This window comes from Colwellia sp. BRX8-9 (assembly GCF_014077245.1).
GTDB lineage: Bacteria > Pseudomonadota > Gammaproteobacteria > Enterobacterales > Alteromonadaceae > Colwellia_A.
Genome location: NZ_JACGVN010000010.1, coordinates 1 through 20680 on the forward strand (window position 1 = coordinate 1; position 20680 = coordinate 20680).

Annotated in this window: 17 protein-coding genes; 7 read left to right on the forward strand and 10 right to left on the reverse strand. The window is 37.2% G+C overall.

Annotated features, from left to right (window positions below; all coding sequences use genetic code 11):
- The first annotated feature begins 483 nt into the window (after nt 1-483).
- Nucleotides 484-927 carry an RNA-binding protein gene (locus H4J70_RS09960; RefSeq protein WP_070375587.1) on the forward strand — a complete coding sequence of 148 codons (444 nt, stop codon included), beginning with the start codon at nt 484-486 and terminating at the stop codon, nt 925-927.
- A 60-nt stretch (nt 928-987) separates the two neighbouring features.
- On the opposite strand, the gene H4J70_RS09965 is transcribed toward H4J70_RS09960, so the two are convergent.
- On the reverse strand, nt 988-2256 hold the full coding sequence (locus tag H4J70_RS09965; RefSeq protein ID WP_182251051.1) for a DUF5610 domain-containing protein: 1269 nt from the start codon (nt 2254-2256) through the stop codon (nt 988-990).
- Between the two features lie 247 nt (nt 2257-2503).
- Here H4J70_RS09965 and trmA point away from each other — a divergent pair, with 247 nt between their 5' ends.
- The gene (gene trmA, locus H4J70_RS09970) at nt 2504-3601 is read left to right on the forward strand and encodes a tRNA (uridine(54)-C5)-methyltransferase TrmA (protein ID WP_182230488.1); all 1098 of its coding nucleotides are present in this window, start codon (nt 2504-2506) and stop codon (nt 3599-3601) included.
- A 5-nt stretch (nt 3602-3606) separates the two neighbouring features.
- Here trmA and fabR read toward each other — a convergent pair whose 3' ends face one another.
- Nucleotides 3607-4224 carry an HTH-type transcriptional repressor FabR gene (gene fabR / locus H4J70_RS09975; protein WP_070375583.1) on the reverse strand — a complete coding sequence of 206 codons (618 nt, stop codon included), beginning with the start codon at nt 4222-4224 and terminating at the stop codon, nt 3607-3609.
- A gap of 229 nt (nt 4225-4453) precedes the next feature.
- Between fabR and H4J70_RS09980 the strand changes: the two genes are divergently transcribed.
- From H4J70_RS09980 to H4J70_RS09990, 3 genes are all read left to right on the forward strand, one after another.
- Complete coding sequence (locus H4J70_RS09980; protein WP_182221259.1) at nt 4454-5572, forward strand: fatty acid desaturase; 1119 nt, start codon at nt 4454-4456, stop codon at nt 5570-5572.
- An 88-nt stretch (nt 5573-5660) separates the two neighbouring features.
- Nucleotides 5661-7097, forward strand: a complete 1437-nt coding sequence (gene sthA / locus H4J70_RS09985; protein WP_182175485.1) for a Si-specific NAD(P)(+) transhydrogenase — start codon at nt 5661-5663, stop codon at nt 7095-7097.
- Between the two features lie 33 nt (nt 7098-7130).
- Complete coding sequence (locus H4J70_RS09990; protein WP_182221260.1) at nt 7131-7658, forward strand: histidine phosphatase family protein; 528 nt, start codon at nt 7131-7133, stop codon at nt 7656-7658.
- Between the two features lie 171 nt (nt 7659-7829).
- Here the strand turns inward: H4J70_RS09990 and H4J70_RS09995 are convergent, their stop codons facing one another.
- The 5 genes from H4J70_RS09995 to nagX all read right to left on the reverse strand — a co-directional run bounded on the left by H4J70_RS09995 (nt 7830) and on the right by nagX (nt 14600).
- Nucleotides 7830-8255 carry a hypothetical protein gene (locus tag H4J70_RS09995; RefSeq protein WP_182215515.1) on the reverse strand — a complete coding sequence of 142 codons (426 nt, stop codon included), beginning with the start codon at nt 8253-8255 and terminating at the stop codon, nt 7830-7832.
- 95 nt (nt 8256-8350) lie between these two features.
- The gene (locus H4J70_RS10000) at nt 8351-8653 is read right to left on the reverse strand and encodes a hypothetical protein (protein ID WP_182215516.1); all 303 of its coding nucleotides are present in this window, start codon (nt 8651-8653) and stop codon (nt 8351-8353) included.
- Nucleotides 8654-8827: 174 nt separating this feature from the next.
- On the reverse strand, nt 8828-11980 hold the full coding sequence (locus H4J70_RS10005; RefSeq protein WP_182230489.1) for an efflux RND transporter permease subunit: 3153 nt from the start codon (nt 11978-11980) through the stop codon (nt 8828-8830).
- A gap of 3 nt (nt 11981-11983) precedes the next feature.
- Nucleotides 11984-13183 carry an efflux RND transporter periplasmic adaptor subunit gene (locus H4J70_RS10010; protein ID WP_182251052.1) on the reverse strand — a complete coding sequence of 400 codons (1200 nt, stop codon included), beginning with the start codon at nt 13181-13183 and terminating at the stop codon, nt 11984-11986.
- A 265-nt stretch (nt 13184-13448) separates the two neighbouring features.
- On the reverse strand, nt 13449-14600 hold the full coding sequence (gene nagX / locus H4J70_RS10015) for a transmembrane glucosamine N-acetyltransferase NagX (RefSeq protein WP_182251053.1): 1152 nt from the start codon (nt 14598-14600) through the stop codon (nt 13449-13451).
- 188 nt (nt 14601-14788) lie between these two features.
- Here nagX and H4J70_RS10020 point away from each other — a divergent pair, with 188 nt between their 5' ends.
- Both H4J70_RS10020 and H4J70_RS10025 read left to right on the forward strand, forming a co-directional pair.
- Nucleotides 14789-15241: a TerB family tellurite resistance protein gene (locus H4J70_RS10020; RefSeq protein ID WP_182251054.1), complete on the forward strand. Its 453-nt coding sequence runs from the start codon at nt 14789-14791 to the stop codon at nt 15239-15241.
- Between the two features lie 70 nt (nt 15242-15311).
- Nucleotides 15312-16142, forward strand: a complete 831-nt coding sequence (locus tag H4J70_RS10025) for a S1 RNA-binding domain-containing protein (RefSeq protein WP_182215524.1) — start codon at nt 15312-15314, stop codon at nt 16140-16142.
- A 62-nt stretch (nt 16143-16204) separates the two neighbouring features.
- On the opposite strand, the gene H4J70_RS10030 is transcribed toward H4J70_RS10025, so the two are convergent.
- The 3 genes from H4J70_RS10030 to tldD all read right to left on the reverse strand — a co-directional run bounded on the left by H4J70_RS10030 (nt 16205) and on the right by tldD (nt 20672).
- Nucleotides 16205-18649, reverse strand: coding sequence for a TonB-dependent receptor (locus H4J70_RS10030; protein ID WP_182251055.1), 2445 nt, complete (start codon nt 18647-18649; stop codon nt 16205-16207).
- 86 nt (nt 18650-18735) lie between these two features.
- Nucleotides 18736-18975, reverse strand: a complete 240-nt coding sequence (locus tag H4J70_RS10035) for a hypothetical protein (RefSeq protein WP_182175477.1) — start codon at nt 18973-18975, stop codon at nt 18736-18738.
- A gap of 257 nt (nt 18976-19232) precedes the next feature.
- Entirely contained in the window at nt 19233-20672 is a 1440-nt protein-coding gene (gene tldD / locus H4J70_RS10040) for a metalloprotease TldD (protein ID WP_182175476.1), read from the reverse strand.
- Between the last annotated feature and the right edge of the window lie 8 nt (nt 20673-20680).

The following is a 20680-nucleotide window of genomic DNA, read 5'->3' on the forward strand; positions in this document are numbered from 1 at the left end:
CTTTTCGAAGATTCAAACCTTATCTATAAAACGTTAAGTTAACTACTTTACTCTAAAGTGATGTAGATAACTTATCAAAACGTTCGTTTGGGTTACCCCTTGGAACTGGAGCGCATTCTAGACATATTTTGAAAAGGATCAAGCACTATTTTCATCTTTATGTTTGTTTGCTGAAAATAAAAACAATGTGGGCAATATACTCTCTAATCGCTCAATAAACATCAGTGTTCTTATTCCACCTATATAATAATCCATTTAAAGTGGCTTATATAAGCACTAAAATAGTGCTTTTAATTAATATGCTTATTTAGTGTAGTAAACTTTTTATTTTTTGCTTAATATAAGTAAGGTGTTATTTGCATATAAATTACACTTATCTTTTTTACAACTTTGTACTTTGTACAATATTCAAGGCTGGGTAGCAGGTACATTGCAATTTAGTTTTTTAATTTAGAATTTAAAATAATAATTAGGTATTCATATATGAAGTCTCCTCAAGGGTTAACATTTATAGTCGCAGTAGTATTTGCTGTTATTGCTTACATTTTATCAACTGTTATTGGCAGCTCACCAGAAATTACTGCGATATTAGTTTTAGTAAGTACTTTTATTGCGCCACTTATAGGTTCATCAACTACTGCAGAAAGTGCTGATGAAGAAATAAAAACGTTATATGTAGGGAATCTACCTTACCGAGCAAATGAATCATCGATTAGAGAGTTATTCTCTGAACATGGTCAAGTTCATTCTGTTCGTTTAATGAAAGATAAACATACTGGAAAGCGTCGTGGTTTTGGTTTTGTTGAAATGTCAGCTGATGCGGCTGATGCGGCTGTTTCATCGCTTAATGATACTGAATTTCAGCAGCGTACTTTGAAAGTTCGTGAAGCTAAGGAACGTCCAGAAAAAAATCTCGAAGAAGAATAACCGTTCTTCTTGGTAAGTTATCCTAAATAAACCCACGTTAGCGTGGGTTTATTTTATCTATTAAAGCTTAATGTTGTCAGACTTAACCGTATCTATTACTTTATCGAACTTTTCTTTAGCGACGTTATCGTCACCAAACTCAGCTTTAAAGACTGCATCAAGTAACAGACCAAAAGCATCATCATTTTTAGACAATATTTTATCTGCTTGTTCTTGTAGTTGGTTAAACTGATCTAAGAAGTCAATTAAAGGCCTCAGGTCTTTTCCGACACTAGGCGCTAATTTATCATCCAACTCTGCCACTGCTGTATACGCTTGGCTAACATAACTGGTTTTTGTTTGTTGCAAGTCCATACTAAAACTAGTTATCTGTTTATTATCGAAGCCAAGTTCAACTGCTTTTTCAAAAGCTTTATTAACATCGCCATTAAAGAAATCTTTTTGTAATGAATTTACGTCTTTAATTAATGCTTCGATTGCTGCTTTTTCATTATCATCAAGTTCACCCTCTACGCTATAAGAAAAGTTGATTTCATGATACTGACTACTGGTACTACTATAATTTGTCGATCCCCCTTGGCTACTCTCTTGATACTGGTAAGCTTCTTTACTGGCATATTCTTGTAATTCGCTAAATGATATTGAAACTACATCACCGTCAGTAGTAGTAATACTCAGCTCGCTACTTTTTGAATTGCTTGTGTATAATTCGCTATCAATTGCTGTAGAACTGATAATTGGCGTTAACTCTGATACCTTCTCATTTGATTTATTGGCTGAAGGAAACATTTGTTCATGGAGGTCATCAATTCCCTTGTTAATAAGCGTACGACTTTTTTCTATACCTTGGTTTAAGTCATCGTCAAGCATGGCGAGATCTTTTAAATCGCCTTTTGCTTGATCAATACCTAAATTCGCCCCAGCACGCCCCTGCTCAAACATCTCTTTCAACTTGTCCTCACTCGCTCCATTTGCTTGGGCAGCTAAGATACTCGCGCTAACAAAGTCCATAACATTACGAGCCACTGCTTCGAAATCAAAAAGGCTAGTTGATGGCTCGCTTTCAGTTAACGCTGTTTTACTGATATCACTCATCACTACGTTAGTTGCTTGTGGTGCATCGGTAATCTTTTGAAAATTTGCTGAAATCTGACTAGAAATTGATTGAGATATAATTTTCATAGTAATGGCAGCACGATGGTTTAATGCCAGTGTATTAACTGACTCTGCTGGCATTTCTCGTTTAACGACTTCATTATTTGCTGGTTCACTTTTACGACTTTGCCCTAAATAATTCGGCAACCTTGTCTGATTATCAATTTTATTCATTGTTACTCTCCAGTATCTAATTAAATTTTAATTAAACACAATCAAAGATCTAAAGATCCTTAAATTTAATATGGCTATTATATCGGCATTTTTTCGTAAAACTTTAGCAAGAAGTCAATCTCTTGTATGAAAATTATAGACAAATGACTAGACAAAGTAATCACAATCGCTAAACTCAGCGCCTCTTTAATACTCACTAGAGTTGGGTATAATATTGTTTAATTCTTTCTACGTTTAAGGCTTATATATGTTTAGTCACATTGCACCACAATTTTATGATAAACAACTTGATAACAAACAGGATGATATCGCTAAATTGTTTAGTGATTTTGACTTACCAAATTTTGATGTTTTTCGATCAGAGCCTTTAAACTATAGATTACGAGCAGAATTTAGAGTTTGGCATGACAATGATGACTTATTTTATATTATGTTTAATAGTGAAACGAAAGAAAAGTATCGCGTCGACACTTTTCCGGTTGCCAGTAAACTCATTAATCAAGCTATGAAAGCCTTGCTTGACGAAATTAAAGATAAACCGTCACTTCGTCATCGATTATTTCAAGTCGATTTTTTATCAACGCTCAGTGGCGAGCTTTTAATAAGCTTGTTGTATCACAGACAATTAGATGAAGAATGGCTAACTGAAGCGGCAACACTAAAATCAACCCTTTCAGCAATAGCCCCTGTTGATATTATTGGCCGTGCTAAAAAACAAAAATTTATCCTTGATAAAGATTATGTCACTGAGAAGTTAACTGTTGGCGATAAAACTTATATCTACGAGCAAGTAGAAAATAGTTTTACACAGCCTAATGGGCACGTTAATGAGCAAATGCTACTTTGGGCAAAGCAAGGCACACAAAATATCGGTGGTGACTTAATCGAACTCTATTGTGGTAATGGTAACTTTAGTATCGCACTCGCTGAAAACTTTGATCGGGTATTAGGTACTGAAATATCGAAGACATCAGTAAAATCTGCACAAAATAATATCACCGCAAACCAGTTAACCAATGTTGATATAATAAGAATGTCCAGTGAAGATTTTAGTCAAGCGATGAATGGTGAGCGAGTATTTCGTCGTCTAGAAGGTTTCGATCTTAAAAGCTATAATTACGATACAGTATTAGTTGATCCACCAAGAGCTGGTCTTGACCCTGACAGCGTTGAGTTAGTCAGCCGATTTGAACGTATTGTTTATATCTCATGTAATCCTGAGACATTAAAAGAAAACTTAGTTGAACTAATAAAGACACACAATATTGAAAAATTTGCGTTATTTGATCAGTTTCCATATACCCACCATGTTGAAACAGGTGTGATACTTTCACGTAAAAAGTAACGTTTTTACTTTTTTACTCCCCTATTGCTAAATTCAGCAGCTCCCCGTGCTATAAAGCGCAGCTGCTGAATGGTACGCATTGATATTTGTTGACGATCCTCTTTATCAACATCTAATGCATCAGAGCCAGCACTAAATACGATAGTCACCGCTGCATCGGCTTGTAAAAAAGCCACATCCGCATTCAATTTATTTGCTTGCTGTAAATAATCACATAATTCTAAGGTGAAATAACGCACTTCTCGATTTACCGCCGCTCGAAAAGCAGCTGACGTTCCAGAACGCTCTCGTAATAATAAGCGAAATATATTACCGTTACTTTCAATAAACTCCATAAAGGTAACGACAGATATTTGAATGACAGAACCACCTTTTTCAATTCGTTGGCGAGCTTGTCGCATTAATTGACGCAAAGTTAAACCCGCTTCATCGACCAGCGTCAAACCTAGTTCGTTCATATCAGAAAAATGTCGATAAAATGATGTTGGTGCTAAGCCAGCCTCTTTAGCGACTTCCCGTAAGCTCAAACTCGAAAAGCTACGTTCACTACTTAACTGCCCAAGAGCAGCATCAATTATTTGTCGACGTGTTTTTTCTTTTTGCTGTGCCCGAATCCCGCTCATTACTTAATTAACCTATACTTTAGCCTGTTTATATCATACTGAATTTTCATCTATTTACTAGAAACTTGATCACTAACATCTACATTTAAATCCAGTATTATTGATTGAAGATAAAAAGTTTAATAAAAATTACCTTGACTGAAAAGTGATCAAAGTTAAAATAGAGTACACGTGTACACTGAAAATATTTACTTAGTGTTCGTTTTTTTACTGATGGAATTCTTATTACATGAATAAACCTAAAATCGTTTGGCTAAATTTTAGTGTGTTTTTAATTACCTTTTTAGTTGCCGCAATTGGCGTCCCGTATCGAGCAATAACACACGGTTTTGATACCACTGAACTTGTAGTAGCACTATGCTGCTTTATTTATTGTGGTATGTCTATTACTGCTGGCTATCACCGATTATGGTCGCACAAAACCTATCAAGCACATGCTTCGCTGCGTTTCATTTTTGCACTAGGCGGAGCATTTGCCTTACAAAATAGTATATTACATTGGGCTTCTGATCATAGAGTTCATCATAAGCATGTCGATAATAATGACAAAGACCCCTATTCAGCTAAAAAAGGCTTTTGGTATTCACATATCGGTTGGATGCTTCGTGAGTATCAAGCGCATCGATATGCTAATTACGACAATACCCGTGATTTACAAAAAGACGCTATTGTAATGTGGCAGCACAGAAATTATTTGTTGCTGACAATATTAATGAACTTTGGTGTACCTATTTTATTTGGTTTATGGCACGGCGATATTATTAGTAGTTTACTTTTAGTCGGTTTCTTGCGTTTAGTGTTAAGCCATCACACTACTTTTTTCATTAATTCTTTGGCACATATCTGGGGTAAACAAACTTACACAGAAAGAAATACTGCACGAGATAATGGCTTTCTTGCTTTTTTAACTTTTGGTGAGGGCTATCATAACTATCATCATATTTTTGAAAATGATTATCGTAACGGCATTCGTTGGTGGCAGTTTGATCCAACTAAATGGTTGATTAAGGGTTGTGAGTTTTTGAAGCTTACCTCAAAACTACGGACTTACCCGGATGACAAAATTGAAAAAGCGCGCTTAGCTATGGTATTTAAACGTAGCCAGAAGAAGTTACTCTCTCATCCAAATGCGGAGCAAATGCGAGAAAAACTACAACAAGAATATGATTTACTCATTAGTAGAATTAATGACTACTATGATGTGCGTAAAAAATTACTTGCCAGTAGGCGCGATAAATTAATCGCCGACGTTGAGAGCTCTGAATTAGCAGCGCAATACCAAGAATTTAAGCAGCACTTGGCAGACCAGCAACAACATTTTCAACGCTTATTAACCCAACTGGCATAAACCCTCTAGATTAATAAGCTTTTACATGGTCAGATGTCTAAATTCCTGCTAAAATTTTTTTATCTTAGTAGGAATTTAAGGCAAGATTTTGGCAACTCAAAATAAAGCTAAAACGAAGAAGAAAACAAATAACGATTACGATTACGATGCAATAATTATAGGTACCGGACCAGGTGGCGAAGGTACGGCTATGGAGCTATCTAAAAAAGAAAAACGTGTTGCTATTGTTGAGCGATATAAAGACGTTGGCGGTGGTTGTACGCATTGGGGAACTATTCCTTCAAAAGCTTTACGTCAAAGTGTTAGCCGACTCATTGAGTATAACGCGAGCCCACTTTTTAGAGGCCATGAAAAAGCAAAACATTTAACGTTCCCAGCTATTCTTAAACATGCCTCTTCGGTTATTCGTAAACAAGTGCAGCTACGCAGTGGCTTTTATGATCGTAACCGCGTTGAACTGATTTCGGGTGAAGCGTCTTTTATTGATGCCCATACGCTTAGAATAGTGAATAACGAGGGCGCTATTGAACAAATTACGGCAAAGCAAATTGTTATTGCTACTGGTTCACATCCCTACCGACCTAAAGATATTGATTTTAACCATCCGCGAGTCTATGACTCAGATACCATCTTATCACTTAAGCATGATCCCCGTTCTATCATTATTTATGGTGCTGGTGTTATTGGTTCCGAATATGCCTCTATATTTAGAGGTTTAGGTGTAAAGGTAGATTTAATTAATACCCGAGATAGACTGCTTTCTTTTTTAGATGCAGAAATGTCTGATTCACTCAGCTACCACTTATGGAATAATGGTGTAGTGATCCGTCATGGCGAAGCGATTGCACGAGTTGAAGCATCCGACGACTCTGTGGTTGTTCATTTAGAATCAGGTAAAAAAATGCGCGCCGACTGTTTACTCTTTGCTAATGGGCGAACAGGTAATACAGCCGATTTAAAAGTTGAAAATGCAGGATTATCAGCAGATGGACGTGGGCAACTAAAAGTCAACGATCAATATCAAACCAGTGTCGACAATATATATGCGGTAGGTGATGTCATTGGTTACCCAAGCTTAGCCAGTGCAGCTTATGATCAAGGCCGGTTAGCAGCTTCAGCGATGATAGATCACCAAAGTACAGCAAAACTTATTGCTGATATTCCTACAGGTATCTACACGATTCCAGAAATAAGCTCTGTTGGTAAAACAGAACAAGAACTGACCGCGGCAAAAATTCCGTATGAGGTTGGTCGTGCCCAGTTCAAACATTTAGCAAGAGCACAAATATCAAATAGTTTAGTCGGTTCACTGAAGATACTTTTTCACAGCGAAACTAAAGAAATTTTAGGTATTCATTGTTTTGGTGAAAATGCAGCTGAAATCATTCATATTGGTCAAGCAATTATGCAACAAACCAATGGCGGTAATACCATTGAATACTTTGTTAATACCACGTTTAATTATCCAACGATGGCTGAGGCATTTCGTGTTGCTGCATTGAATGGTTTGAATCGTTTATTTTAACAGTGAATAAGCATGAATCGAAAAAGGTATGTTATGAATAAATTAATTTTACTGTTAATTTTTTTTATCAACATACCTTTTTTAATCGTTAATGCGACTGAAAACGCTTATGTACAAAAGGAAAGTAAAAGCTACAGCCTTTATTTAATTCGTCATGCTGAAAACAAAACTGAACAAGAAGATTCTGGATTAACACAATGCGGTACATATAGAGCAAAAGAACTTGCGCGTATTCTAGAGAATGCAGAAATAGAAAATATATACAGTACGCGCTATCAACGGACTATGGCAACGGCTACACCGCTAGCACAACAGCAACAACTTGCGATCAAAAATTATGCGCCCAATAAATTAGAGCAACTCGCCTGGCAATTGATCAAAGAACAAGAGAACACCGTAGTGTTTGGACACAGTAACACCACGGCACAATTGGCAGAATTACTAAGCCAAAGCTCAGTATCACCAATGACAGAACAAGAATATCGTGGTATCTATCAAATCATCATTTCAGGTGAAAATCGACACCTAACATTACTAATGCAACCTTCGCTCTGCAAGTAACACCGCTACATACCTTAATACAATTGGCAGAATGACTAAGCCAAAGCTTTGTATCAGTAATGACAGAACAAGAATATCGTGGTATCTATCAAATCATCATTTCAGGTGAAAATCGTCACCTAACATTAGTCATCTAACATTATTGATGCAACCTTCGCTCAGTAAGTAAAACTACTGCAGGTTCTTATTTTCAGGCGCTTTATTCGCTGCAGTAATTAATTCAATATCGGTAATTGAAAAAGGAGTTCCCCATTGCTGAATAGTCATCATACCCGTGATAGCTTTGCCTGTTACTTTGATAACAGCGCCATCTTTTTGGAATTCTTTTTCTAAATTCAGCGGTAACCAATGCTTACCTTCTTTAGAAATTAATCCAAAAAAGCCCCCTTCTAAATTCATATATTTAATTGTTGCGGTAAATGATATTTGCTCAGGTTCCGCTTTAGCAGACAAACTTTTTTTAGGCATTATTGATACCTCTGCGGCTGAAATAGCTTCGGTATTGGCTGTATCTCTGCTAGTCACTTCCTCAGCGGCTTGCTGACATGAGAATAAAAAGCTACAAGTGAAGACTAAACCGACTATTTTTTTAAACATATGACACACTCATTTGATGATTAATTTTAAGAAAAGTAAACAAAAAAGCAAACCCTAAAGTTTGCCTTAAAGTAAGCGACCAAGAGCTTAATCGTTTACTGATTAGCCTCTTTTTTAAGCGTCTTAATTTCTTCGCCAATTTTTTGTTTATTACCACAAATTGCTGGTTGTTTGTCATCACGATAGTAGCGAATGTCGATGCAGTCAACTTGATAACGACGTTCTAACTCAGTTCGTTTTATAGGTTTACCTTTGGCGTCTGCTATTTGGCGTTGCAGTGACTGGCACATTTGAATCTGTTCACTCGCGATGGTTATATCTTCGCAAGCATTTTCAGTTGTCGAACAACCCGTTATTGTCATGAGAGTAAGTGTTGAAAAAAGATAAATATATTTCATTATAATGAGTTCGCTTCATTTATTAATATTAGCATTAACACCATTATAGCCACCTATTATTATTAACGATAGCTTTTCTTGACCAGGCTAGCAGAGAGATATTGGTTAATAAATTTAATGAATCGCATAAAAAAGCCATTACAAAAGTAATGGCTTTGATAAAAATACTATCGATTAATTAACCGATAAATCACCTGTGTTTTCAGCAATAAGCGGTTGTTTCTTTTTACGCTTAAAGATCTTTTTCATATCTTCAATAATAAGATATAAACTTGGGATCAGTACCAGTGTAACTATAGTCGCAAATAATACCCCAAAGGCTAAAGATATCGCCATTGGAATTACGATTTGTGCTTGGGCACTTACCTCAAAGAAGATGATAGGCACTAAACCAATAAAGGTTGTTATTGACGTTAACATGATAGCTCTAAAACGTTTAGTGCCGGCATGTATTACCGCATCTTTTAGTTTGACGCCTGATTTCCTAGCATTATTAACATAATCAACCATGACTAAGGAGTCATTAACGACCACACCCGCAGCGGCTAATATCCCCATAACTGATAGTGCACTTAAGTCCATACCTAAAAGGAAGTGGCCAAAGACCGAACCAATAATACCAAAAGGAATAACGATCATAATCATCACTGCCTGAGAGTAAGACTTCAATGGTATAGCCAGTAATGAGAAAACAATCAACAATGAGATAATAAAGTCACGTTTTTGATTGTCCGCACCTTCCATTTCTTCTTGAATACTGCCCGACACTTCACTTTGAACTTTTGGAAATTTTCTTAATAGTTCAGGAATAAAGTTGTCTCTGATATCCTTAGCAACTTTGAATGGCTCAACTTGTTCAGCGTCAACACTTGCCCAGACGTTAATTGTCCGATTACCATTTTCACGGCGAATACTAGTCACCCCTTCTTGTAAGGTAATATTAGCCAATTCCGACAAAGGTAATTCCGCACCATTTGGCGCTTTGATCATCACATCATCAACATGTCCAACAGAGCTTCGTTGCTCAAGTGGATAACGGATCATCACTTTCACTTCTTCGCTGTCACGTAAAATGCGTTGTGCTTCTAAACCATAGAAACTGTAACTCACTTGTGAAGCAATTTCGGCTAAAGTTAATCCTAAACTATAAGCAAGCGGTTTCAATTCAAACTGAACTTCTTTGGCACTTGTTTGACGACTATCATTAACATCGCCAATACCTTTTAAAGAATTAAGTTTAGTTTTTAACTCTCTTGATGCGGCGAGTAGTTGTGCATCATCTTTACTTTCTAATCTAAAGGCAATATCACCGTCGTCTCGGCCAGAGCCAAATAAATTATCACCAATGGTAAACGATTTTACCCCAGGATAATTTGGTATAGCGGCACGCCATAAATCAGCCAGTTCGAAAGTATTCATCGGTCTCAATTCAGGTATCACTAATTTAACCATCAATTGACCACTGGTTCTGCTGCGTAATTCGACCTGCATATCAGAGATCATTGACTGACCGTATTGAGCTTCAATCTCTTTATCTATGGTATTAATTACACCTTGGATATTTAATAAGGTTTGTAAGGTTGCTTTCTCTGAGGCATCTACATTCATTTCAACATTAACACGAGGAAAGTCATGTGGGATCTTAGGTTGACCAACAAAGCGAACAAAACCACCACTAAATAAGCCAGCGCTGATTAACATTAAACTAATAAAAAACATTAGTACGGCATATCGATAGCTAATAAAAGTGATTAACGCGGGTCGATAGACATTATTAATGAAGGCTTTTAATTTGGTATCAATCGATAAACGTAGTCTATCGATTGGGTTCTTAGGATTAAATGCTTTGATCTTCATTTTAACCAAATGCGCCGGTAAAATGAGTTTTGACTCAATTAAAGAGAAAATTAAACACAAGATAACTACCGAGCCAATGGCTTTACCAAACGCGGCAGAAGGCCCTTCACCAAAAAGAAAAGGCAAGAATACCGCAATCGTTGTTAATACCCCAAAGGTTGCTGGCATAGCAACACGTTGAATACCGCGAATAACATTTTCAGTACTATGGCCATGTTGTTCAATTTCGTCATGAGCACTCTCCCCCATAACGATGGCGTCATCAACAACAATACCTAGCACCAAAATAAAGGCGAACAAGCTAATGACATTAATAGTGACATTAATAAATTCTAATGGCATCAGGAATAAAGTACCAAGAAAACATACGGGTAAGCCCATCATTACCCAAAAAGCCAAACGGACACGTAAGAATAACGCTAACATTAGAAAGACTAATATTGCACCACTTTTCATATTGTCGATCATCATGGTCAAACGGCCTTCAAGATAGTAGGTCATATCAACCCAAGTTTCTAACTTAACGCCTGCAGGAAGAACATTCGACTTTTCATCAACATACTTTTTAATAACATCGGCAACATCAGTAATACTTTGATTATTGGCAGCGCCAATAAAAATAGTGACTGAGTTTTCACCATTGAATTTTGAATACTGTAAGCCTTCAGTAAAACCATCAATAATAGTCGCCATTTGGCCCAACAAGACTTTAGTACCATCGGCTAAGGTAATAATAGGTATTTGCTCGAATTCGTAACCTCGATAAGCTTGGTTCTCAACGCGTAAATTAATGTAGCCATTCTCTGCACGAATTTGTCCAGCAGACATATTGCCAGAATAACCACGTACCGCTTGAGCAACATCTCTAAAAGTTAAGCCATATTCGCGTAACTTATCTTTACTAACTTCTATTGAAATTTCGTAGTCTAAGCCACTGTATAATTCTGCAATATTGACTAAAGGTAATTGTTGAATTTCATTATGGACTTTTCGTCCTAACTCTTTAAGCTCGCCATTAGTTAGGTCACCGTATAAACTAATATACATAACTTCTTGACGAAACTTTTGGCGTTCAACTTTAATACGCTCCATACCGTCAGGAAAGCTTGAAATAGAATCAATAGCTGATTTAACTTCTTCTAAAACAACTTGTGGGTCGTAATCGAGATCAACTTCAAACCAACCATTTGAAAAATTGCGGTTAGAATAAGTGATCACACGTTTTAAGCCTTGAACAGTCTCTAAAGCTTCTTCAACCTTAATGGTAATACCTTCCTCTACTTCCTGAGGGGCTGCCCCTGGATAAGGTGCGGTATAAGAAATCCAGTTAATGTTTATTTGTGGAAACATTTGTTTGTTGATGGTGCTAATCGTAAAAAAACCACCCACTAGAATAAATATCATCAACAAATTTGCCGCGACACTATTACGGGCGAACCAAGCAATTAAGCCTTTATTGGTATCATCCATCATCTAATCCTTAGTGCTTGCGATTTGTGTTTCAAGTTCATCTTGATTAATGACTTCACTTTTACTACCTTGCAAAGCTAATTTCATGCCATCAACAGGGTAATCTAATGCTGAAACAATGAGCTGGTCACCTTCCTTCAAACCGTTAGTTACAATAACATTTGAGCCTTCTTGACGAGCGATAATGATGTCAGCATAGTGCAATTTAGAATCGGCATCTAAAATGGCAACGCGGTTATTACTAACGAGGTATCGAGGTAACAAAGCGGCACGATTAAGGCTAATACCAAAAATTTCTGCTTTAACATAAGAGCCAAAGCGAATAGGATTGTGTTTATTTACATTTTTTTGAGACTTCAAACCATAAGGGTCTTTAACTTCAGCCACTAAATAAGTCATACGGCTTTTATTGTCTACAACACCTTCACTGCGAGCAATTTTTGCGGACCATGTAATATTTTCACCCGCAAATGTTCCAAGTAAATTAACCTGGGCATTTTCCCCTTGTGAAGCTAAAAACTGCAGTTGATCATCGGCTACGGGTAAGCGAACTTCAGCTACCCCTGTTCCTAATAATTTACCCACTTTAGTGCCAGTACCGACAAAAGAGCCTAAACCAATCATACGACTTTCAATCATTGCATCATAAGGCGCTCTAATTTCGGTACGTTCTAGGTTACGTTTGGCGCGAAGTACAGAGGCTTGTGCTGATTTAACATTAGCAAGTTCTTGTGCTAGTTGCGGTTTACGCAAGCTCAATTCAGTAGGAGAAGTATCCGTAATGCGTTTCCATTCTTGTTCAGCTACCTGCCCTTGGGCACGCTCTTTTTCTAGCGAAGCACGTGCCGAGGCCATTGTTGCTTCAGCATCAATTAATGCAGCTTGGTAATCATTAGGGTCGATACGGGCGAGCAATTGGTTTTTTGCAACAAAACCACCACGTACAAAAACATCTGCCAGTTCAACTACTTCACCACTAATTTGAGCGACAAGTTCGGTTTCATACTTAGGCTGTACGACACCATATGATTTAACCGTTAAATTCATCGGTGCAACATGAACCTCTTCAACAGCAACGATGGGGGTATTATCAACTTCCGCTTTTTCTTCTGGTGGCGATTTCATGCTTGAAAAGCCAAAAAACAATAAAATGCCAATGATTAGAATGGCAATGGGTATAATAATTTGTTTTTTACGTGTCACGGTTATGTCCTCATAAATGTGATCTGAACTAATAATTTTTTTAATTGTCTATAGGATAGCTAATTAACAGTCTATACAATCAATTAAGTTGTAAATGCTTGTTACAAGATACGCGCCGAAATAACAAATTCAGTAAACAAAAACAAAAAAACATTATTTTTCAATCAAAAACAATAAGTTAACAAACCACTATTTATTTACTGATATAAAAAAAGACTGCCTTGAAAAAACAGTCCTCGACAATATTCGTCCTTTTAACCAATATTTATACTTTTATAAAAATATTTCTTCGATATAGCCAATACAGGACTAGCCATTGTAAAAGCACCATGCCAGCATAAAGAATAAAATCTTGCCAACCTGCAGGTACAGAGTTGATTAAGCCTCCGAAAATACTTTTCGAGGTATATTGCCAATCAACAATACTCGAACCTAAATAAATAATGATTGAATTCGTACCAATTACTGCGAAAAATTTAGCCCATAGGGTGAACTCTACTACATCAATCAGCCAATAAAATAGCGTCAGTAATAAGATACTGTAACCAATAGTGACCAAAGTGAATGAACTCGTCCATAATGTTTTGTTAATTGGGAAAAAAACGCCCCATAAATAACCGAGTAATAAAATAGAGGTCCCAATAACCAAAAGACCGGTTAATAGTGTCTTGGGCGTATAAATATTTTTTATCATGTAACGACCAATGAAGACACCCGCTAGTGCATTTACAATCGATGTTATATTTGATAACAACCCTTCTGGGTCGATGGCGAGCCCCTGATAAGTTGACCCCGGTAATAAATGTTGATCAAACCAAGCGTTCAATGCTCCATTCGCTGAAAAATCACCGCCACCATATCCACCTAATGTGACTAAGCTTAGTAGTAACCAATATCCTATTAAAATACCGCCTGCAACGAACCACTGTATTTTTTCACTGACGTACCAAACTAATAATGCTGCTACAAACCACGCAATACCAATACGCCCGAGTACGCTAACATAACGGATACTATCAAATGATGTGGGAATACCGCCGCCCCAACCATGGTTATATAAAATACCAAAACTAATCAAAAGCAATAAGCGCCTGATGCCATTATATAAAATCGATTTTGCTTGTTCTGGCTCATAGCTTGATAAGGGCTTTGCTGCGATACCTAGACTGACTCCTGATAGAAAAATAAATAATGGAAAAATTAAATCATAAATACGAAACCCATGCCAAGCACTGTGTTCCATTTGCTGTGCAAGCACCGCAAGAATGGGCCAGCCTGTCGCTATAAATAATGCTGCAAACAAACCTTCAGCGCCTAAAATCCAAAACATATCGAAACCACGTAAAGCGTCAATTGACAATAGTCGTTTTTTATTTGGACTTGCTTTTACAACTGCAGAGGGATACTGACTTAACATTCTTTTACCTTATAAACTTTAGTGCAACCTTGCCAACAAAGACAGCGCTGTCATCAGTTTGTTATCATAATATTACCAGCAAAAAATAGCAATCAGACACACTTTGTTATCAAATATAGCTATTATCTGCTTGTTTTCTTTATTGCTGAGCGTAACAATAAAGTGATTACTTTATTTAAGGAATAAACATGCTTACAAAAATCAGTTCTTTTTTTCAAAACCTGGCCGATGATTTAACAGACACTAACACTAAAAAAAATTCTGATGAGGTGACTATAGAGCTAGCCTGTGCGGTATTATTGTGTGAAGTGATGCGTGCTGATGGACACTTTGACCAAAAAGAACAAGCTAAACTGGCCGTGTTACTCGTTGAACAGTTTCACTTGAATGAAGAAGAAGTTAAGCAAATTATTGACCAGGCGCTGATTCAAAGTGAACAAGCGACTGATTTTTATCGATATACATCGAAAATAAATAAACATTTTTCTATCGAACAACGAATATCAATTGTTAAGCAGTTATGGAATATGGCTTATGCCGATGGTGAGCTGGCAAGTATTGAAGAGCATGTTATTCGCAAAATTGGCGATTTACTTCAGCTACGCCACGCTGAATATATTCAAACCAAACCAAGAAAATAACATCATTCATTTTTGATATGCGTTATTATAGCCCTTAAGATTTTCATATTAATTTTCTTGGTAAATTCAAATGGCCGACATTGGTAAATATAATACCCTTTCTGTAGTTGCAGTCACCGAAAAAGGTGCTTATTTAAGTGCTGGAGAACTGGGTGAAGTATTACTACCGAACCGTTTTATTCCTGAAAACTGTAAAGTAGACGATAAACTCACTGTCTTCATTTATGTTGATTCAGCTGAACGCATTATTGCGACCACTGAAAAGCCGTTTGGCCAAGTAGATGAATTCGTTTCATTGAAAGTAAAACAGCTCAATAAAATGGGTGCATTCCTTGATTGGGGGTTACCTAAAGATTTATTAGTACCTTTTAATCAGCAGCATACACCAATGGAAGAAGGGAAATATTATCTAGTACGTATTTTTCTTGATACCACCACAGACCGAATTGCCGCTTCAAGTAAGCTCGACAAATATATTGATATTTGGCCTGCTGATTATCAAAAGTGGGACAAAGTTAAGTTAATGATTGGTGGAAAAACTGATCTGGGTTTCAAAGCGATTATCAACGATAAGCACTGGGGCTTACTTTACGACAATGAAATTTTTCAACCATTACGTGTTGGTAAAATTATTGACGGTTTTATTAAAAACATCCGTGAAGATGGTCGTATCGATTTATCACTTTCTCGTTCAGGTGAAGGGAAAGTTAATGACTTTGCCGATAAATTATTAGCGCACATTGCAGAAAATGATGGTTTTAGCCCATTACATGACAAAAGTTCGCCAGAACTTATTCAGCGTATTCTTGGTGTTAGTAAAAAAACCTTTAAAGCTACCGTTGGAAACTTATTGAAGAAAGACAAAATCACGATTGAAAAATCAGGTCTTAGATTAAAGTAAATCGTTAAACATACTTTGTAGATGAAGCCTTGGCCTCATCTACAAAGCTATTATTCTACTGCTTAAAAACTTCCTCTAATACCAACCGTAAACCCTCGTGCCGGTAATGGTGAAACACCTTTGAGAAATGACGTATGTACTCGTGCTTCTTCATCTGTAATATTATTCACTTTTAAAAATGCCACCATATCGTCGCCAACATTATTAATAAAGTAATTAAAGTTAGCATCTAGCATAGTATAGCCATCTGTTTCACTTTCTAATGCCGCTGTGTCTGATTGTTTAAAGTAATGTGTTGCACTTAGCTCTGCTGAATACTTATCGGTCATATAATTTAATTGACCACCAACGCGCATTGGCGGGATCCTAGGTAGATTATCATTGTTATGATCAGTAAGCTTTGCACGAATATAATCAGTAAATAGCGTCGCTTTAAGTGAAGGTGCTACCTGATAAAAAAACTCAGCTTCTACACCATACATCACCACATTATTTTGTTGGAATACATAAACGGGCAAACCGGCAGTTTCCTCCTCATGATTTTCTTCAATGGCTTCATCGTGACTATCATGGCCACCTTCTGCAAATAGCCCAGTATTCGCTTGATAATAATAATCGTCAATATGATTATAAAAAGCACTGGCAACAAAACCAAAGTCGCCTTCAAATTTTCTCCAAGTAAGATCTAGATTATAAGCTGTCTCTAACTCAACATTTTGATCAGACAGGTCTACATGTAATTCATGGTCTTCTTCATGTACCTCAAACAATGCCCCAACTTCATAAGTATTCGTGCCGATATGAGCACCATTCGAAAACAATTCACTCGCTGAAGGTGCTCGCTGAGAAAACGCAGCAGAAAATCCTAAATTATAACCCGTTGAATATTCCCATACAGCACCTAAAGAGGCACTTATAGGCGTAAAGCTCTGTTTATTAAAATGCGACTCTTCTTCGTCATGGCTGTCTAGTTCATCGCTATGTTCATCGTGTGATTCAACTTCACTATTTGCACTCAAGGTTACATGTTCGGCACGTATTCCTAATTGCCATAAAACATCGTCTATGTGTTTCTCTTCAAGCCAAGCAATGGCAATTGATTCTGTGTTTGAAGGAGGCGTGAATGCTTCTTCTCCAATCGCATTAAAATCATTTTCTTTATAATGCAATGTCCATGCACCTTTCCAACCGTTAACGGCTTGATGATAAAGATCAAAGCGTGTTTCTAACATCTCATTATTAAATTGAGTACCGACTTCTCCTCCTTCAATTTCTTGATGTTGGTAATCTGTGTAAGCAGCTTTACTCATCACGCGATTAATAAAACTGTCTTCAAAACTAATTTCACTCAATAGTTGATATCTGTTTTGTACTAAATCACCAAAAACAGCGCCTTCTTCACTGATTTCAGTTCCTGTTTCTTCATGTTCTTCTTCACCGTGTTCTGAATGCCCAGGAATACCGTAAGTTCTTTCCATTCGTCCATACGAAAAGCCAATATATCCTGCGTCAAACAAATAACTTGAGCCCAGGGTAAAACCTGATGACTTCGAGGCACTGTTCTCTAGAATACCTTTAATTTCTTCGCCTTCATGTTCATCATGACCTTCTTCATGTTCATCATGGTCTTCTTCTGCAGTCGCATAGCCTGGGATCTTATAATCATTAGATTCACGCCAAAACGCATCAAGATGAACGGCTAGACTTTTGTACCCTGTGTTTACATTGAGTGTTGCTTCACTTTCATCTGCAACATCGTTATGCTTAAGTAAATAATCGACCTGATTATCAATATTTGTAGGTACTCGATTATCAACGACATTCACCACACCACCTATCGCACCACTGCCATAAAAAAGCGTTGACGGCCCACGAAGTACTTCTACCTGTTGGGCAGTACCAGCTTCGGCTGCAACCGCGTGGTCTGGTCCTACACGAGATGCATCCCCTACGTCTAAACCATTTTGTGTGATTAACACTCTTGGTCCATCCATACCACGAATAATAGGACTACTTGCAACTGGGCCAAAATAACTTGAATGTACACCCACTTCATTTTTCAGTGTTTCACCTAAAGTAGATGCTTGCTTTAAACGCAGCTCGTCACCAGAAATAACATTTACTGGCAAGGCCGACTCAATACTCGATGAATGCAAAGGTGTCGCATAAACATCGACCACTTCCATGACCGTAGCGCTCAGTGAAATTGTCACCTCGGTAATGTCTTGATCGGTAATGGTGAAATACTCGTTGATATGGCTAAAGTTTTTAGCACTAACATGAAGTTCTACTTTACCAACACCAATGTCACTAAAAGTAAATTGGCCTTTTTCGTCAGTAACTGCTTTATATTTAGTATTAACCAAAGAAACTTTAGCTTTCGCAATCCTGTTGCCATCGGCATCAAATACTACGCCTGAAAATTTTTGAGCATGGCTGGCAGCGCCGACCATTAATAATGATAAGGCACACAAAGGTGCAATTTTATTGATATAAATTGATTTCATTTTTTTTCCAATAGATAGATCTAAAGAAGATTAGCGATTAAGCTAATTTCCTAAAATTTTTATTTTTGAACTGTGTTAATTTTTATCTATTGAACAGGGGGGGCACGTAACTGTGGTATCAAATAAAATGGCGTGTAACGATTAACTATAATTAACGTTTGCGTGGATTGTTGATAATTACTGACGTTAACCAGTTTTAAGGTGATATTATTCTTTGGCGTGTCAATGTTATGCTGACACAGTTTACACTGCTGTAATTCAACATTATCAGGTATCAATTCACCATGCGAACTATGACTAAGCGTGGCGCACAGAAATGCAGACATGATCAATAAACTTATTATTGATTGCCGACTCTGTGAAAAAAACTGTGTAAATAAAAAGTAATTACTACGCATATGTTGTTACATTATAACAATTAGAACTGTTTTTCAATCCCTGTTAATAAAAATAGCGATTGTTATTACTTTTATAATGTATTGCCAAAATATTCCTCTTAATAGCTAGCGCAAAAAAAAAGTCATCAGCCATTTATTTCTAAATAGCGGATGACTTTCTTAAAAGTAATTTATTCAGAAATGAACTACTGAGTGCCACCAATTGTCATTTCATTGATTTTCAAAGTAGGTTGGCCAACACCTACCGGAATACTTTGTCCATCTTTTCCACAAACACCAACGCCAGCATCAAGTTTCAGGTCGTTACCGACCATGCTGACATTTTTCATCGCTTCAGGACCACTACCAATTAACGTAGCGCCTTTTATTGGCGAAGTAATTTCACCGTTTTCAATAAGGTAAGCTTCAGAGCTGGTGAAAACAAATTTTCCAGAGGTAATATCAACTTGACCACCAGCAAAATGTGGCGCGTAAATGCCTTTTTTCACTGACTTAATAATATCTTTTGGATCATGTTCACCCGCAAGCATATAAGTATTAGTCATTCTAGGCATAGGTAAATGTGCATAAGATTCACGGCGACCATTACCGGTAGGTGCTACACCCATCAGCTTAGCGTTATGCTTATCTTGCATATAACCTTTCAAAATACCTTTTTCAATCAGTACATTGTATTGTCCTGGCGTTCCTTCATCATCTATTGAAATTGAACCACGGCGATTAGGGATTGTGCCATCATCAACAATAGTGCATAAATCAGAAGTCACCTTTTGACCAATTTTACCTGAAAATGCTGACGAACCTTTACGGTTAAAATCACCTTCTAAACCATGACCAACGGCTTCATGCAATAGCACGCCCGGCCAACCTGAACCAAGTACAACAGGTAACATGCCAGCTGGAGATTCTATTGCCACCACATTGACTAAAGCTTGACGAACCGCTTCTTCGGCATAAGCTAAATAACGTGCTTTACCATTTTCAAGTTCAAAGAAATAACTATAATCAGTTCGAGCACCACCGCCAGCACTGCCACGTTCACGTTTACCATTATCTTCAACTAATACTGAGCAATTTAAGCGAACCAGTGGTCGTATATCAGTAGCAAAAGTACCATCGCTAGCAGCCACTAATATTTTTTCATAAACACCTGACAAACTAACAATAACCTGCTGAACACGCTTATCAACTGAACGAGCATGGGCTTCAATTTCATGCATTAAGGTGATTTTTTGCTCTTGCGCTAGACTGCCTAACGGATCAGTGGCTTGATAAACTGATTTCACTGTTTGATTTTTAAAAGCAAGTACTCGACCATTTTGGTCGGCATTTGCAATACCTTTAGCGGCATCAGCTGCTTTTTTTAACGCGAGAGGAGAAATATCATCAGAGTAAGCAAAACCAGTTTTTTCGCCTGATATTGCTCGCACACCAACACCACGTTCAATATTATATGAACCTTCTTTGACAATGCCATCTTCTAGCATCCATGACTCATGACAGCTCGACTGAAAGTATAAGTCGGCTAAATCAATGTTTCGTTGATATATATTGTTTAACGTTTGATCTAAAAGATCTCGGTCAATTTGGCTATCGGCTAAAAGTTCACGTTCAACACTATTCATATTTTTCA